We start from the raw sequence: 14,699 nt of genomic DNA, 5'->3' as shown, positions 1-14,699 counted from the left end.
CATCGCCCAACGACCGGCACAACCATCGGAGTCATTATGGTGATTCGGCAGGACGCACTGGCGGAGTGGACCAAGTCCTCGTATTCCGCGAATGGGAATTGTGTGGAGGTCAAGGCGGCGGAGGGTCACGCACTGCTGGTCCGCGACTCGAAGAGCGTGAGCAGCGGGGTCCTCGACTTCTCCGCGAAGACCTGGTCGGCGTTCCTCTCGGACGTGACCCGGACCGCCCGGTTCTGAGACCGAGCGGTTCGGCCCGCGGCGCGCCGCGGCCCGGGCCAGGCCCTCTCGACCGGCCCGCCGTCCTGGCCGAGAGGGCTTTTCGCACCTCCGGGCCGGCCTCTCCTCGGGCAGTTCCCCTCCTTCTCGACCGCACGGGACCCGCATCCCGTGCGGTCTTTTTCGTGCCTGCACGCGCCCACAGCCTGGCGAAGCGCCCGCTCATCGTGTGGCCGCCGTCACGTTCACGACAACGCTCCCGTGGGTCAAGAACAGGCAAAATCGTTCGGCTTACTGACCTGTGTTCACATCTCTGACCGAAGGAGTCCTTGACCGAGGCCCCGCACAGACGGTTCAATCCCCGAAGTCCCCGCTCCCGCACGGGGACACCGCTGAGACGGCCGTACTGGCGAAGTGCGTATCCCGTTCACAAGGCGGACCCCGGGAGGGGACACATGAACAGTCTCGACTGGGTCGTGCTCATCGGCTACTTCGGCGTGATGATCGCGATCGGGCTCTGGTCCCACAAGCGTGTGGACAACGTCAGCGACTTCTTCACGGCGGGCGGACGGATGCCGTGGTGGCTGTCCGGCATCTCGCACCACATGTCGGGCTACAGCGCCGTGATGTTCACGGGCTACGCCGGCATCGCGTACCAGTACGGCGTCACGTCCTTCGTGACCTGGTCGCTGCCGATCGCCATCGGCGTCGGCATCGGCGCGAAGCTCTTCGCGCCCCGGCTCAACCGGATGCGCTCGCGGCTGCACGTGGCCTCGCCGCTGGAGTACCTGAAGAACCGCTACAACGTGCCCACGCAGCAGGCGCTGGCCTGGTCCGGGCTGCTGCTGAAGATCGTGGACGTCGGCGCCAAGTGGGCCGCCATCGCGACCCTGTTGTCCGTCTTCACCGGGATCTCCCTCACCCAGGGCATCTTCATCACCGGCATCATCACGGCCGTCTACTGCACGGTCGGCGGCCTGTGGGCGGACGCGCTCACCGAACTGGGCCAGTTCGTCATCCAGTTGCTCGCCGGCCTCGCGATGCTCATCACCGTCATGCGCGAGCTGGACGGCTTCAGCACCCTTTGGACGGTCTGGGACAAGCTGCCCGAGGGCCACGCCGAGCCCACGGCCGGTCCGTACACCGTGACGTTCCTGCTGGCGTTCCTGTTCATCAAGACCTTCGAGTACAACGGCGGCATGTGGAACCAGGCCCAGCGGTACATGGCCACCGACTCCGCCGCCTCCGCGACCCGTTCGGCGCGGCTCTCCGCCCTTCTGTGGCTCGTGTGGCCGACGGTCCTGTTCTTCCCGATGTGGTGCGCCCCGCTGCTCGTCCACGCCGAGAAGCCGGACGCCTCCGACAGCTACGCGCTGATGACCGAACAGCTGCTGCCGCACGGCCTGCTGGGACTCGTGGTCGTCGGGTTCTTCTCGCACACGATGGCCATGTGCTCCTCCGACGCCAACGCGATCTCGGCAGTCTTCACCCGGGACATCGCCCCGGTGTTCTCCAAGGCGGCCCGCGAGTGGAGCAGCCGGGCCGGGCTGCTGGCCGCGCGCCTGTCCACGCTGGGCTTCCTCGGGCTGTCCATGGCGCTGGCTACGCAGATCAACTCGCCCACGTTCAAGGACATCATCTCCGTCGTCATCAAGTGGGTCGCCGGGCTCATGGGCCCGATCGCCATCCCGTTCATGCTGGGGCTGCTGCGCACCTTCCGCCGGTCGGGGCCGACGGCGGCGCTCACCAGCTGGGCGGCGGGTCTGCTGGCGTTCTACTTCACCAACTACGACCTGGACGGCTCGGTGAAGGAGGGCGTGGCGCTCCAGTACCAGGTGGCGCTGCCGCTGGCCGTCTCGCTGGTGCTGTACGTCGTGATCGGCCTCGTACGCCCGGAGGACACCCCGGAACGGGATGCGCTCATCGAGCGGATCAACGCCGACGGCGACGGCCCCGGGACGTCGGGCGCGGCCGCGGTCCCGGCGCAGGGCGGCCCGCAGGACGCCCCGGTCGCGGAGGGCACGAAGGGGGAGTCTCAGCGCGGGTAGCGGGCCAGCCAGCCCGGAGCCGCGGAGGCCGGGCTGTGCAGGGCGGGCCCCTGGGTCATCTCCATGGCGAAGTCGTCGGCGAGTTCGAGGAGGGTGGCCCGCCCCTCCAGCTCGGCGACCCAGTCCGGCGGCAGCGCGGTCTCGCCGTGCATCGCGCCCAGCAGCGCCCCGCACAGCGAGCCCGTGGCCGAGGAGGGCCCGCCGTGGTTCACGGCGAGCCGCAGCCCTTGCCGTACGTCCTCCCCGACCAGCGCGCAGTACACCGCGACGGCCAGCACCTCGTCGGCGGAGTCGGTGGCGCCCAGGGACTCGATGAGCGCGGGCCCCGGGATGCCCTGGCGCACGGTGCCGAGGGCCCGGCGCAGCGCCTCGGTGACGGGTTCGTGGCCGGGGCGGTCCCCGAGCACCCCGAGTGCGTGCTGCACGGAGCCGTCCAGGGTCTCGCCGCGCGCCAGGCCGTGCACGAGGACGGCGAAGGCGCCGGCGGAGAGCAGGGCGGTGGGGTGGCCGTGGGTGTGCGCGGCGCACTCGACGGCGAGCTGGAACACCAGCCGGGGCTCCCAGCCGACGAGCAGCCCGAACGGTGCGGAGCGGGTGAGCGCGGCGGCGTCGTGCGCGGCGGGGTGCTTGGGCCGGTCCAGGGTGCCCATGATGTCGTCGCCGAGGCCGTTCAGGCATTCCCGGGTGGGGTCGCGGCGGGCGTAGAGCCATTCCTGCCCGGCGAGCCAGCCGTTGTCCTTGCGGCGCTCGTCGGGCCCCCAGTCGCGCTGGGTCGCCGCCCAGCGCAGATGGGCGCGGTGGACGTCGGTGGGCGGGTGCCAGGCGCCGGTGTCGCGGCGGACCTGGGCGCGGATCAGCCCGTCGACGGTGAACAGGGTGAGCTGGGTGGCGGCGGTGACGGTGCCGCGGGCGCCGTGGGCGGGGACGAGGTCGGTGACGGCGTCGGGCCCGTGGGCGGCGCGGATCTCCTCCAGGGTGAGCGCGGTGACACCCGCGCCGAGGGTGTCACCGAGGGCCCCGCCGAGGAGCGTCCCGCGGACCCGGCTGCGGAAGTCCTGCTGCTCGGCCCGGCCCCAGACGGCCGTGATCCCTGTGCTCACCGCGCCACTCCCGTATGCCGTCGTCTCGTTCCCCTGTGCGACTGTGCGGTAACTGCGCAGCACTGTAATCGAACAGGCCCGGCGTCCGAGGAGACGGAACGTTTTGTACGGCTCCGAGGCGCGTCTGGCCCCGCAGGCGCGTCGGGCCCGGTGCTCAGCTGGTCATGGACCGGGCTGCCGAGTACAGGTCGAGGACGGCCAGGCAGAGGGGGACGAGGGCGAGCAGGAGCAGGACCTCGGCCAGGTCGGACATGCGACCCCAGAACGGGGAGAGGCCCTTCTTCGGGATGATCAGCGCGATGCCGGTCAGCAGGGCGGCGCCGGCCGTGACGGCAGCGGCGAGCCACAGCGTACGGATGTCGAGCGGGCCCCGGTCGTTCTCGGTCAGGAGCTTGACGACGGCGTCGGCCGGCGGGTTGAGGGAGAGCCCGAGCACCAGCAGGCCCAGGGCGGCGATGCCGGCGCTCAGCGTGACGGCGACCTGCGAGGTGTAGCGGAAGAGGCGGGCGCGCAGCAGCATGGCCACTCCGGCGACGAGGGCGAGGGTGCGGCCCCAGGTGTCGGTGGAGAAGCCGAGGACGGCGGCCGAGGCGACCACCACGACGCAGCAGCCGCCGACGAGGCCGAGCAGCAGTTCGTGGCCGCGCCGGGCCCGGGCCGCGATGCGTTCGGTGTCGACGGGCTCGGGGCTGCCGGGGCCGGGCTCGCCGTCGAGGTCGGCGTCGGTCGCGGGGCGCGGGGCCGCGTAGCCGATGGGCAGCTGGGCGACCCGTGCGGAGAGGCCGGGCAGGAAGGCGATGAGGCCGATCGCGACGACGGCGCAGACGGCGGCCGCCTCGCGGGGTGCGGCCTCCGTGACGATCGACAGGAACGTGGCGAGGGTGCCGACCGCCGAGGCGAACACGACGGCGACGAACGGGGCGTCGCCGGTCGGCATCGCGACGACGAGCCCGGCGGAGACCAGGAGCACCGCCGCGCAGCCCAGCATGAACTGGAGGCGTCCGATCCCGGTGCCCGGGTCGAGGGCGAGGAGCCCGGACCCGGCGATCATGACGTGCGGCAGGGCGGCGAGGCCGAGCGCGATCGCGGAGGCCCGGTCGTCGTAGCGCCGGGCGCGGATCCCGGCGAGCACGGCGAGCAGGACGCCGACGGCGGCGGCGACGATGCCCGGCAGTCCGTGCATGTCGTGCCGGACCGGGTCGGCGAACCAGACCACGAAGCCCATGAGGACGAGCAGCAGCGCCCCGCCGAAGAGACCGGCGACGCCGAGGAGCTGGTCGCTCCACAGGGCCCGGTCGCGGCGGACGGCGGAGGCCACCGCGTCGGCGACGTCGTCGAAGACGGCCGGCGGCAGCGACTCGGTGAAGGGCCGCAGCCGCAGCACGTCACCGTCCAGGACGCGCTGGACGCCCAGGGTGTGGGTGGCGTCCAGGACCGTGTTGTCGCGGCGGGTCAGGTGGTATCCCGGAGGCGCTCCCGCGGGTGTCTCCTGGCCGGTCAGCCGCAGGATCTCCGGGAGGAGATCGGCGACGGCGACGTCGTCCGGCAGGGCGACGTCGATACGACTGTCCGGCGCCACGACCGTTATGCGGCAGAAGCCGGTGGTTGTCAGGGTCGAACTCACCTGTGGGGTCCCCTCGTTCGCTGCACGCCGTGCTGCTGAGAGCGGGCCGCGTCGGCACAGTGCCGTCGTACGCCCGCAGGGCGTCACCCTATCGGGGCCCCCTTCCGTGCCTACATTAGGATGATCCGCGCGCGGAGGTAGGTCGCTGCCACGGGGGTGCCGGCCCACAACTCTCCGGGCCGCACTGAGGGACTGATTCGCCGGTGACCCAGATCGTCGTCAAGCGCCCGCCCCGCGCGATGCCGCCCGAGACGTCCACCACGGAACTGCGTCTGGAAGCTCCTCCTGAACTGCCCCGCGGGCAGCAGGAGGGCATGGCCATGCAGCTCCTGCCGATGCTCGGCATGGGCTCGTCGGTGGTGTTCTTCTTCATGCCCGGTTCCCAGTCGTTCATGAAGATCATGGGCGTCATGATGCTGCTGTCGACGGTCGCGATGGCCGTGGCGCAGATGATGCGGTACCGCAAGGGCACCCAGGGCGAGGCCGTGCAGGGCCGCCGCGACTACCTGAAGTACCTCGGGCAGACCCGGCGCAAGGTGCGGCGCACCGCGCAGGCGCAGCGCGACGCGCAGTTCTACCTGCACCCGGACCCGGACCAGTTGTGGTCGCTGGTCGCCGAGGGCGGGCGGCTGTGGGAGCGCCGGATCACCGACGACGACTTCGGACAGGTCCGCGTCGGCCTGGGCCCGCAGCAGCTGTGGACGCCGCTCATCGCCCCGACCACCGCGCCGGTGGACGAGCTGGAGCCGCTGTCGGCCGGTGCCATGCACCGGTTCCTGGCCACCCACGGTTCCGTGGACCGGCTCCCCATGGCGATGTCGCTGCGCGCCTTCTACCACGTCGTGGTCTCCGGCGACCCGGTCTCCGTACGCGGCTCCGCGCGCGCGATGATCTCCGGACTGGTCGCGCTGCACTCCCCCGAGGACCTGCTGGTCGCGGTCGTGGCGTCCACGGACGTGACGGACCAGTGGGACTGGACGAAGTGGCTCCCGCACACCCAGGCCCCCGGCACGTCGGACGGGGCCGGCACCAAGCGGCTGTTCAGCGACGACCTGGCCGAGGTCGAGACGCTGCTCCACCACACCCTGGACGGCCGCTCCCGCTTCAACCGCGAGGGCTCCCCGCTCCTGGACCAGCCGCACGTGGTCCTCGTGCTGGACGGCGGCGTCGTCCCGCAGAACTCGCTGTTCGCCTCCGCCGAGGGGCTCCAGGGGGTCACCGTGGTGGAGATCGTCCCGGAGGAGCTGGACGAGCCGCGCGGCGGACTCCACATCGCCGTGCGGCCGGGCCGGCTGCGGCTGGAGTCGGCCAGCGTCTCCTACCACGGCATCCCGGACCTCCTGCCCGTCGAAACCGCTCAGGCCCTGGGCCGCCAGCTCGCCCCGTTCCGGATGGGCAGCGGCGGGGACGACGAGGAGCCGCTGCTCGCCAACCTGGACTTCACGGACCTGCTGGGCATCGGCGATCCCGCCGCGGTGGACACCAACACGGTGTGGCGGCCGCGTTCGACGGCCGACCGGCTGCGGGTGCCCATCGGTGTCGGCGAGGACGGCTCCCCCGTCATGCTCGACCTCAAGGAGGCCGCGCAGGAGGGCATGGGCCCGCACGGGCTGTGCGTGGGCGCGACCGGTTCCGGCAAGTCCGAACTGCTGCGCACCCTGGTGCTGGGCCTCGCGGTCACCCACTCGTCGGAGACCCTCAACTTCGTCCTCGCCGACTTCAAGGGCGGCGCCACCTTCGCCGGGATGTCGGAACTCCCGCACGTGGCCGCGGTCATCACCAACCTGGCGGACGACCTCACCCTGGTCGACCGCATGCGGGACTCCATCACCGGTGAGCTCCAGCGCCGCCAGGAGCTGCTGCGGGCGGCGGGCAACTACGCCAACCTCACCGACTACGAGAAGGCACGCGCCGCCGGGGCCCCGCTGGAGCCGCTGGCCTCGCTGGTCCTGGTGATCGACGAGTTCAGCGAACTGCTCACCGCCAAGCCGGACTTCATCGACATGTTCATCCAGATCGGCCGCATCGGGCGGTCCCTGGGCGTGCACCTGCTGCTGGCCTCGCAGCGCCTGGAGGAGGGCCGGCTGCGCGGCCTGGACACCTACCTCTCGTACCGGATCGGGCTGCGGACCTTCTCCGCCGCCGAGTCCCGTACCGCGCTGGGCGTGCCCGACGCCTACCACCTGCCGTCGGTGCCCGGTTCCGGGTTCCTGAAGTTCGGCACCGAGGGGATGACCCGCTTCAAGGCCGCGTACGTGTCGGGGACCTACCGGCCCGGGGTCGCGCCGGTCTCCGGCAACGGGGATCTCGCGATCGACCGCCGGCCGGTCCTGTTCACCGCCGCCCCGGTCGCGGTCCACTACCCGGAGCCCGAGCCGCACGTCCCCTTCGTGCCCGGGCAGGCGACGCCCGACGCGCTGGCGGACACCGTCCTCGACGTCATCGCCCGCCGCCTGGAGGGCCAGGGGCCCCTCGCCCACCAGGTGTGGCTGCCACCGCTCACCGAGGCGCCCTCGCTCGACCGGCTGCTGCCCGGGCTCGCGGTCACGCCCGAACGCGGCCTGCACGCGCCCGAGCAGCGGAACGGGGCGCTCGTCGTCCCCTTCGGCCTGGTGGACAAGCCGTTCGAGCAGCGCCGCGACACCCTGGTCAGGGACTTCTCCGGCGCCGCCGGCCACATGCTGATCGTGGGCGGCCCGCGCTCCGGCAAGTCCACCCTCCTCCGCTCCCTCATCGGCGCCTTCGCCCTCACCCACACCCCGCACGAAGTGCAGTTCTACGGAATGGACTTCGGTGGCGGCGGCATGTCCGCCATCGAGGGCCTCCCGCACGTCGGCGGGGTCGCCTCCCGGCTCGACCCGGAGAAGATCCGCCGTACGGTCGCCGAGGTCGCCGGCATCCTCAACCGGCGCGAGGCGTTCTTCCGGGACAACAACATCGACTCCATCGCCACCTACCGCCGGCTGCGCGCCGCCGGCCGGCTGCCCGGCGAGGCGTGGGGCGACGTCTTCCTGGTCATCGACGGCTGGCAGTCCTTCAAGACGGACTACGAGTTCCTGGAGCCCGTCGTCGCCGACATCGCCGCCCGGGGCCTCGGCCTCGGCGTCCACCTGGTCGCCACCGTCTCCCGGTACATGGAGATGCGCGCCGCGCTCAAGGACCAGCTGCTCAACCGCCTGGAGCTGCGCCTCGGCGACCCGGCCGACTCCGAGCTGGACCGCAAGGTCGCCAAGAACGTGCCCGTCGGCACCCCGGGCCGCGGTCTGACCGAGGAGCGGCTGCACTTCATGGGCGCCCTGCCGCGCATCGACGACTCCGCGGGCGGGGGCGGCGACGACCTGTCCGAGGCCACGGCCGGCTTCGTCAAGGCCATGAACGACAACTGGCCCGGCCCGCACGCCCCGGCCGTCCGGATGCTGCCCCGGATGCTGTCCGCCCGCGACCTGCCGACCGGCCCCGACGCCACGCGCGGCGGTGTCGCGATCGGCATCGACGAGATGAACCTCGCGCCGGTGTACGTCGACTTCGACACGGACCCGCTGTTCGCGGTCTTCGGCGAGTCGGAGTCCGGCAAGACGGCGCTGCTGCGGCTGCTGATCAAGCAGATCACCGCCCGCTACACCCCGCAGGAGGCGTTGATCTGCGTCGGGGACTACCGGCGCAGCCTGCTGGAGGTCGTGCCCGAGCCGTACCTGGTCGGCTACGCGACCACGCAGAACGCGTTCGAGTCCTACCTCGGCGACATGAACACCCTCATCACCAGCCGCATCCCCGGGACGGACGTGACCCCGCAGCAGCTGCGCACCCGCAGCTGGTGGCGCGGCCCCCGGGCGTTCATCATCGTGGACGACTACGACCTGGTGGCCACGTCGTCCGCCAACCCGCTGGCCCAGCTGGTGGACAACCTGCCGTTCGCCCGGGACACCGGCGTCAACTTCATCATCGCCCGCAGCAGCGCGGGCGCCGGCCGCTCCTCGTACGAGCCGTTCATCCAGCGCTTCAAGGAGCTGGGCGCGCAGGGCGTGATCCTGTCCGGCCACCCCAGCGAGGGCGAACTCCTCGGCACCGTGAAGGGCCGCCCGCTGCCGCCCGGCCGGGGCATGTTCGTCGCCCGCCGGGGCACGCCGGCCCTGATCCAGACGGGGTGGCTGGAGCCGGAGGAGGGGTGACGGCCGGGACGGGCGCTCCGTTACGCCGGAGCGCCCGTCCCGCGCGTGCGGCCCTGGTTGCCCACGGGCCACTGGCCGGGGATGTACGTACCCGGGGCGAAGCGCTCGACCGCCTCGATGATCAGCCCGGCCTGACCGGGCCTGCGGCGGCGCCAGACGGCGTGTCCGAGCGAGTGGAGAACCGCGCGCGGCCCACCGCCGTCGTTCGGCTTCCCGGCGTTCACACCCGGCTTCAGCACGATCATCAGGTAACTCCGCCGACTGTTGAACCGGACCTGGTCGATGTCGGCCCAGCCAATGCTCTGACTACGCTTGCGCACGGCGCTCAGCAGCCCATCCTCATCACGCGTACGCCGGAGCCCCGGTCCATCGACGGCCTGCCTCAACTCGTCGACCGATCCGAACTTCTGTATAAAGCTCTTCCTCGCTTCGCGTCGCTTGCGGCCCGTCGCATAGAGCTCAGCGGCTAGCGCGAACACGAAGGCCAGCACGAGACAGAGCAGGAACGGCAGCGCCGACGAACCGGTGTCCGCTCCGTGAAAGAGCAGCACCGCCGCTCCGGCGGCTGCGCTCGCAGCTGCCCAGAGAGCCATCCGCCACACGTACATGAGGCCCACCTGCCTGTTGATCCGAGAAGTCCACGCGCTCAGTTGCGAGATGGACACAACCCAACGTCACGACCGCGACGCCGAGGGGATGGGCGGAGTGGTCACAGCGACTGAACCAGCTTCAGGGCCTCGGGCAAGGGACACCGAGGAAACTGGCGCCTGAACCGGCGGGCAGCCACCAGCAACCCCTTTTCATCACGGATCCGACGAAGTTCCGCCTCGTCCGTCACGATCGACCGCAATGCGTCGATGGACCCGAATTTTCCGTACCAGTCCTTCTGGCGCCGCCGCTGCACGTATCCCTCGCCCAAGCTCGGGAGGAGAACGAAAAGGGCGTAAAGAAGGATCGTCAGCGGCAGACTATGAGGCCGAACAGCGAACACCACATACAAGCAGGCCAGGGAGGCACACCAAAGCGGTACTCGAATCCAGTACATGCGAAACCATCACCTGTCTTTCAGAGAACCCGCCTCCCGGCATCATCAAGCACTGCCGAGCCTGCACGGTCGGCCTTGGCCTGCCAGTCGCTCCGCTCCAAGGCTAGGGCTCATCCCCGCATCTGTTCGCTCATGGCCACTCCGTAGGCATCGACCACGGCGCCTCCGATGGATTCCGGGCCCTGCCTGCGCTGCCAGTCCGTAGCAGCCGTGATGGACTCCGGCAGCCCATCCGGTTCCGGCTGTACGGTCACGGCGCCCTGCACATCCGCTCCGCTACGCCGGAGCGCCCGTCCCGCGCGTGCGGCCCTGGTTGCCCACGGGCCACTGGCCGGGGATGTACGTACCCGGGGCGAAGCGCTCGACCGCCTCGATGATCAGCCCGGCCTGACCGGGCCTGCGGCGGCGCCAGACGGCGTGTCCGAGCGAGTGGAGAACCGCGCGCGGCCCACCGCCGTCGTTCGGCTTCCCGGCGTTCACACCCGGCTTCAGCACGATCATCAGGTAACTCCGCCGACTGTTGAACCGGACCTGGTCGATGTCGGCCCAGCCAATGGTCTGACTACGCTTGCGCCACACCCTGGTCACACCGGTCGCGTCGATGCGCATGCCCGGGAGCCGCCGCATCATCACCGCCATCGGCAGCAGGAACACCCCTGCGAAGAACACGGGCAGGCCGATGTACCCGCCGACGCCGGCCCAGCCCATGGATTCGATGCCTTCACCCGAGAGCAGCACGAGGACCACGAACACGGTGAGCGCTTCGAGAACCACCAGAGCGAGCACACACGCGAGAGTCACCAACAGGTAGACCCCGCCTCGGCGCGCCCCCTCGGCGGGGATGAACAGCCCTTCGCCGGGGCCCGGGGACGTAAACATGGTCCCCGGGCTCACAAGGCTCTGACCAGGGACACCGCCACGTCCAGCGGCAGGCGGGGGTGTTCGCGCTTGACCTCGCGGACCGCCTGCGCCGGGCCCTTCTCGTCACGGATGCGGCGCAGGGCCGGCGCGTCGACGGCCTCGCGCAGGGCTTCGAGGGAGCCGAAGTTCTCCGCGTACCAGGCGCGTTGCTCCGCGCGTCGCCTGCCTTGCGTCTGCCGGGCCGCACGGCCCTCGGCCGCCAGGGGGCAGCCGACGGCGAGGACCATGCAGAGGATCCAGACCGCCGGGTGGAACGCCTCCTTCAGTGAGAAGAACAGACCCACCAGAGCCACCAGGCCGACGGCCCAGAGAACTACCCGGAATGCACGCATGATGTCTCACCTGTCTGTTCGTCCGAGAGGCCCGTACCACCCGGTCTTCTACTGGGGGGAGGCCCCAGTATCGGACGGGTTCAGGCGCCCGGCGCGGCAACCGGCCAGTGGCCGTTGGGGTACGTCGTCATGTCGCGCGCCTCGCCCTCGATGGCGGCCATCTGCTGGGCCTGCGCACCGAGCAGCGCGGCCAGCGCGGTGACGGCGGTGATGATGTAGCCGACGCTCACCGACGTGTCGCCGACGATCAGGGCCGCACCCGCCCACGAGAACACGACCGAGCCCAGGGCCGCGATCGCACCGATCATGGTGACGATGTACTGGGCCAGGATGACGGCCAGCGACACGTAGAACGCGGCGCCGGCGGTCGTGCACAGCGCCAGGCCGGTGGCCACCTTGTCCGCGGTCGTGCCGATCTTCGCGGCGGCGATCGGCTGGGCCTTCACCGCGTTGGTGTAGGAGGTGGCGGCTTCGCCGGTCCAGTGCTTCAGCGACTGGAGCTGGTCGGCGGTGGTGGTGCCCGCCACTCCGGAGGCGCCCCCGCGGATGTCGGACTGCCAGGTCCAGGTGTGGATGGCCATGTAGACGGGCGCCGCCACGCCCTCCATGAGTTCCTTCAGCTTGCCGAGGACCCAGTTGCCGAATTCGATGACCTTGTTGGCGGCCCAGATCAGCGCGTCCCCGATGAAGTCGGGGACGTACCAGTGGTTCGCCGTGGATTCGGCCTTCGGGCCGACCTGGTTCACCTTCTCCGAGAGCGTCTGTATCCCGGTGGTCAGCTTCTGTGTGGTCGCCTCGTACTGCGCGGCGTTGAAAGCCATGAAATTCCCTGTCTAGTAGGCGTGGTCCACGTGGTGCTTGGTGTCCACCTCGTGTGCGTCGTACGCCTTGGCGTTCTTGTACAGCGCGGAGCTCACCGCCGCCATCTGCACCTCACCCTCGGCGCTGCGTGCGGAGACCTGTTCGACCACGGCTCCGTACGCCGAGACGAGGAGCTGGAACACGCCGGCCTGGAGCCGGTTCATCCTCGTGCCCTCGACCGCGTCGTGCACCGCCTTCATCGCGGTGCTCTGCTCGTCCCACATGACCGCGTCGGTGCGCAGTCCATCGGTGATGACCTTGAGGTCGGGATCACCCAATGCAGTCAGTCCCTTCGGAAGTCATTCGGCAAGACGCCGCGGGTCGCTGAGAATGGCCAGTGCTTCGTGCAGCAGGCTGTCGAGCTGGAGGTGGCCCGCGCCGTCCTCGGCGGCGGCCTCCAGTTCGCCCAGTTGGCTACGGGCACCGGCCAGGGCCTCCTCGAACGCCTGGTTGAGCCCGATGGACGTCTGCTTCGCCGCCCACTGCGGGTCCACCTCGCAGGAGAGCAGGGCCCCCTTCGTTACGGTGATGACGACCCGGTGCGCCGTGGATCTGCCGACGGCCCGGGGGGGCTCGGCGACCGTCGTCGCCATCTGCTGCACCGCGTCGAGCGCCGACAGCGCGTCCTCGGTCACCTCGTCGAGGCTCCGGGGCACCACATATCGCAGATCCGGTCCGGGAGGCGTCGCCGGCGGGAGGCCCGTCGCGGGAGGAGGCCCGGGCTGGGCGAGCGAGCGGTCCACCTGCTCGGCCGTGGCCTGCCAGTCCGCCTGGTCGAAGGCGCGGGCGACGCCCTCCATCCGCGCACTCATCGCCGTCCCGTATGCGTCGAGCACGGCCGCGCCGATGACCTCGGGGCCCTGCCTGCGCTGCCAGTCCGAGGCGGCCTTGATGGACTCCGGAATCCCGTCGGCCGCCAGGCGTACGGTCACGGCGCCCTGGGCGTCCGTTCCCTCGCCTCCCTGCGGCATGCGGTTCTGCATGTCCGTCATCAGGTTCTGCAAGTTCTGCGCCTGCTGCTGGAACTGCTGCAGCCCTGCCAGGAACTCTTGGTCCACGATGTCTCCTCCGGCCTGTGTACTACGTGGGGGGGGGTGGTGCGACGGAGGTCGCTCAGTACCGGGGGCCGGTGCTCCTCCGGCGTACCAGGAGCACCGCACCGCCGACGACGACCACCGCCGCGACCGCCCCGACGACGATCCAGACGGTCGTGTCCGTGCCGCCCTGTCCGTCGTCGTCCTTCGCCGTGGGGGTGGCGGAGGGCTTCGGGTCCTCCGAGGGGGACGCGGAAGCGGAGACGCTGGGCGACGGGGACGCGGTTGCGCGGGCGGCGACCAAAGGATTCACGTCGGCGGGGCCCGGGTCGGCCTTGCCGCCGAGGACGGTGATCCGGGGGCGGACCGTGCCGTAGCCGATGTAGCGGCTGGGAATCCTGCCCTCGGTCGGCTTGCCCGCGGTGTTCATGAGGACGCGCAGGACCTGGTTGCCGGTCCAGTCGGGGTGCATGGACCAGATGAGGGCTGCCGATGCGGAGGCGATGGCGGTGGCCTGACTGGTGCCCCAGCTGCTGCAGTAGCCGGGCTTGCCTTCAGAGCAACGGACGGGAATGTCCTCACCAGGCGCGGCAAGTGCCACCTGGGACCCCCAGCCCGAGAACTTCGTCACCTTGAGCGTCTTGTCGATCGCTCCGACCCCGGCGACGCCGAGACTCGCCGACGGGTACGCGGGATCGTTGTCCTTGTCGCCTCGGTTCCCCGTGGCTGCCAGAAGCAGCTTCCCGCGGCCAATGGCGTAGTCCACCGCCTGCTGGATCTTTTCCCGCTCGCCGGTTTCAAGCATGTAGTTCTCGAAACCCAACGACATGTTGATGATCTGGGCGTCGCTGTCAGCGGCGTACCTGATGGCATCGATCACCGCCGGAACGCTGTTGGTGCCCGACTCCTTGGAGGAGCCGAAGACGGTCAGCGGGAGGATGCGCGCATCCGGCGCGAGACCCTTCACGCCTTGGTCGTTGGCCCCGTTGCCGGCGATCAGCATCGCCAACGCGGTGCCGTGCCCGTCCTTGTCCTTGTGCGCACCCCGCTCGGGCTCCACGAAGTTCTTGCCCTTGAGCACCTTGCCCGTCAGCTCGGGGACGGAGGGGAGCACCCCGGTGTCGAGCAGGGCGACCGTGATCCCCTTGCCGGTGCTGACCTTCCACATGGCCGGGGCCTGCATGCGGTCCAGGTACCACTGGCGGTCGCGCATGGTGTCCGCGGTCGCGGCCGGGGCGACGGCGCCGCCCAGGAGGAGCAGGGCGCCCAGCGCGGACACCACCGCCGACGTCCGACCGCGCCGTCGCCAGACCGTTGACCTCATGCCACCCACTCGTGTTCTGTCCGCC

The 14,699-nt window shown here is 70.7% G+C and carries 13 protein-coding genes; 3 read left to right on the top strand and 10 right to left on the bottom strand.

Annotation, left to right across the window (positions count from 1 at the left end):
• Window positions 1–36: 36 nt before the first annotated feature.
• Both BLW14_RS18500 and BLW14_RS18495 read left to right on the top strand, forming a co-directional pair.
• Window positions 37–237 carry a DUF397 domain-containing protein gene (locus BLW14_RS18500; protein WP_107468444.1) on the top strand — a complete coding sequence of 67 codons (201 nt, stop codon included), beginning with the start codon at window positions 37–39 and terminating at the stop codon, window positions 235–237.
• 434 nt (window positions 238–671) lie between these two features.
• Window positions 672–2,264, top strand: coding sequence for a sodium:solute symporter family protein (locus BLW14_RS18495; protein WP_093708356.1), 1,593 nt, complete (start codon window positions 672–674; stop codon window positions 2,262–2,264).
• Here BLW14_RS18495 and BLW14_RS18490 read toward each other — a convergent pair.
• Together BLW14_RS18490 and eccD are read right to left on the bottom strand one after the other, a co-directional pair.
• Window positions 2,252–3,364, bottom strand: coding sequence for an ADP-ribosylglycohydrolase family protein (locus BLW14_RS18490; RefSeq protein ID WP_093708355.1), 1,113 nt, complete (start codon window positions 3,362–3,364; stop codon window positions 2,252–2,254). The two genes, BLW14_RS18495 and BLW14_RS18490, sit on opposite strands and share 13 nt — an antisense overlap.
• Before the next feature lie 154 nt (window positions 3,365–3,518).
• Window positions 3,519–4,988 carry a type VII secretion integral membrane protein EccD gene (gene eccD, locus BLW14_RS18485; RefSeq protein ID WP_093708354.1) on the bottom strand — a complete coding sequence of 490 codons (1,470 nt, stop codon included), beginning with the start codon at window positions 4,986–4,988 and terminating at the stop codon, window positions 3,519–3,521.
• A 203-nt stretch (window positions 4,989–5,191) separates the two neighbouring features.
• Between eccD and eccCa the strand changes: the two genes are divergently transcribed.
• Window positions 5,192–9,157 carry a type VII secretion protein EccCa gene (eccCa, locus tag BLW14_RS18480; protein WP_093708353.1) on the top strand — a complete coding sequence of 1,322 codons (3,966 nt, stop codon included), beginning with the start codon at window positions 5,192–5,194 and terminating at the stop codon, window positions 9,155–9,157.
• Window positions 9,158–9,177: 20 nt separating this feature from the next.
• On the opposite strand, the gene BLW14_RS18475 is transcribed toward eccCa, so the two are convergent.
• The 8 genes from BLW14_RS18475 to BLW14_RS18440 all read right to left on the bottom strand — a co-directional run bounded on the left by BLW14_RS18475 (window position 9,178) and on the right by BLW14_RS18440 (window position 14,674).
• Window positions 9,178–9,765, bottom strand: a complete 588-nt coding sequence (locus BLW14_RS18475; RefSeq protein ID WP_177154020.1) for a hypothetical protein — start codon at window positions 9,763–9,765, stop codon at window positions 9,178–9,180.
• A gap of 101 nt (window positions 9,766–9,866) precedes the next feature.
• Window positions 9,867–10,202: a hypothetical protein gene (locus BLW14_RS18470; protein ID WP_256332829.1), complete on the bottom strand. Its 336-nt coding sequence runs from the start codon at window positions 10,200–10,202 to the stop codon at window positions 9,867–9,869.
• A gap of 276 nt (window positions 10,203–10,478) precedes the next feature.
• Window positions 10,479–11,081: a PH domain-containing protein gene (locus BLW14_RS18465; protein ID WP_143052012.1), complete on the bottom strand. Its 603-nt coding sequence runs from the start codon at window positions 11,079–11,081 to the stop codon at window positions 10,479–10,481.
• Between the two features lie 11 nt (window positions 11,082–11,092).
• Complete coding sequence (locus tag BLW14_RS18460; RefSeq protein ID WP_093708350.1) at window positions 11,093–11,455, bottom strand: hypothetical protein; 363 nt, start codon at window positions 11,453–11,455, stop codon at window positions 11,093–11,095.
• Between the two features lie 80 nt (window positions 11,456–11,535).
• Window positions 11,536–12,276 (bottom strand): hypothetical protein, encoded by a 741-nt coding sequence (locus BLW14_RS18455; RefSeq protein ID WP_018524933.1) that lies wholly within the window; start codon window positions 12,274–12,276, stop codon window positions 11,536–11,538.
• A 12-nt stretch (window positions 12,277–12,288) separates the two neighbouring features.
• The gene (locus BLW14_RS18450) at window positions 12,289–12,594 is read right to left on the bottom strand and encodes a hypothetical protein (RefSeq protein ID WP_018524934.1); all 306 of its coding nucleotides are present in this window, start codon (window positions 12,592–12,594) and stop codon (window positions 12,289–12,291) included.
• A gap of 21 nt (window positions 12,595–12,615) precedes the next feature.
• Window positions 12,616–13,374 (bottom strand): YbaB/EbfC family nucleoid-associated protein, encoded by a 759-nt coding sequence (locus tag BLW14_RS18445; protein ID WP_093708349.1) that lies wholly within the window; start codon window positions 13,372–13,374, stop codon window positions 12,616–12,618.
• Between the two features lie 55 nt (window positions 13,375–13,429).
• Window positions 13,430–14,674: a S8 family serine peptidase gene (locus tag BLW14_RS18440; protein WP_256332828.1), complete on the bottom strand. Its 1,245-nt coding sequence runs from the start codon at window positions 14,672–14,674 to the stop codon at window positions 13,430–13,432.
• Between the last annotated feature and the right edge of the window lie 25 nt (window positions 14,675–14,699).

It is taken from the genome of Streptomyces sp. 2131.1 (genome assembly GCF_900105515.1).
Classification (GTDB): Bacteria; Actinomycetota; Actinomycetes; order Streptomycetales; family Streptomycetaceae; genus Streptomyces; species Streptomyces drozdowiczii.
Note: the sequence above shows the minus strand (reverse complement) of the source record. Positions and strands in the feature narration are given on the sequence as shown.

Excerpts from the sequence above, each read along its gene's own strand:
- BLW14_RS18455 (WP_018524933.1), bottom strand. The coding sequence starts at position 12,276 with ATGGCTTTCAACGCCGCGCAGTACGAGGCGACCACACAGAAGCTGACC.
- BLW14_RS18460 (WP_093708350.1), bottom strand. The coding sequence starts at position 11,455 with ATGCGTGCATTCCGGGTAGTTCTCTGGGCCGTCGGCCTGGTGGCTCTG.
- BLW14_RS18475 (WP_177154020.1), bottom strand. The coding sequence starts at position 9,765 with ATGTACGTGTGGCGGATGGCTCTCTGGGCAGCTGCGAGCGCAGCCGCC.
- BLW14_RS18470 (WP_256332829.1), bottom strand. The coding sequence starts at position 10,202 with ATGTACTGGATTCGAGTACCGCTTTGGTGTGCCTCCCTGGCCTGCTTG.
- BLW14_RS18500 (WP_107468444.1), top strand. The coding sequence starts at position 37 with ATGGTGATTCGGCAGGACGCACTGGCGGAGTGGACCAAGTCCTCGTAT.
- BLW14_RS18440 (WP_256332828.1), bottom strand. The coding sequence starts at position 14,674 with ATGAGGTCAACGGTCTGGCGACGGCGCGGTCGGACGTCGGCGGTGGTG.
- BLW14_RS18495 (WP_093708356.1), top strand. The coding sequence starts at position 672 with ATGAACAGTCTCGACTGGGTCGTGCTCATCGGCTACTTCGGCGTGATG.
- BLW14_RS18465 (WP_143052012.1), bottom strand. The coding sequence starts at position 11,081 with ATGTTTACGTCCCCGGGCCCCGGCGAAGGGCTGTTCATCCCCGCCGAG.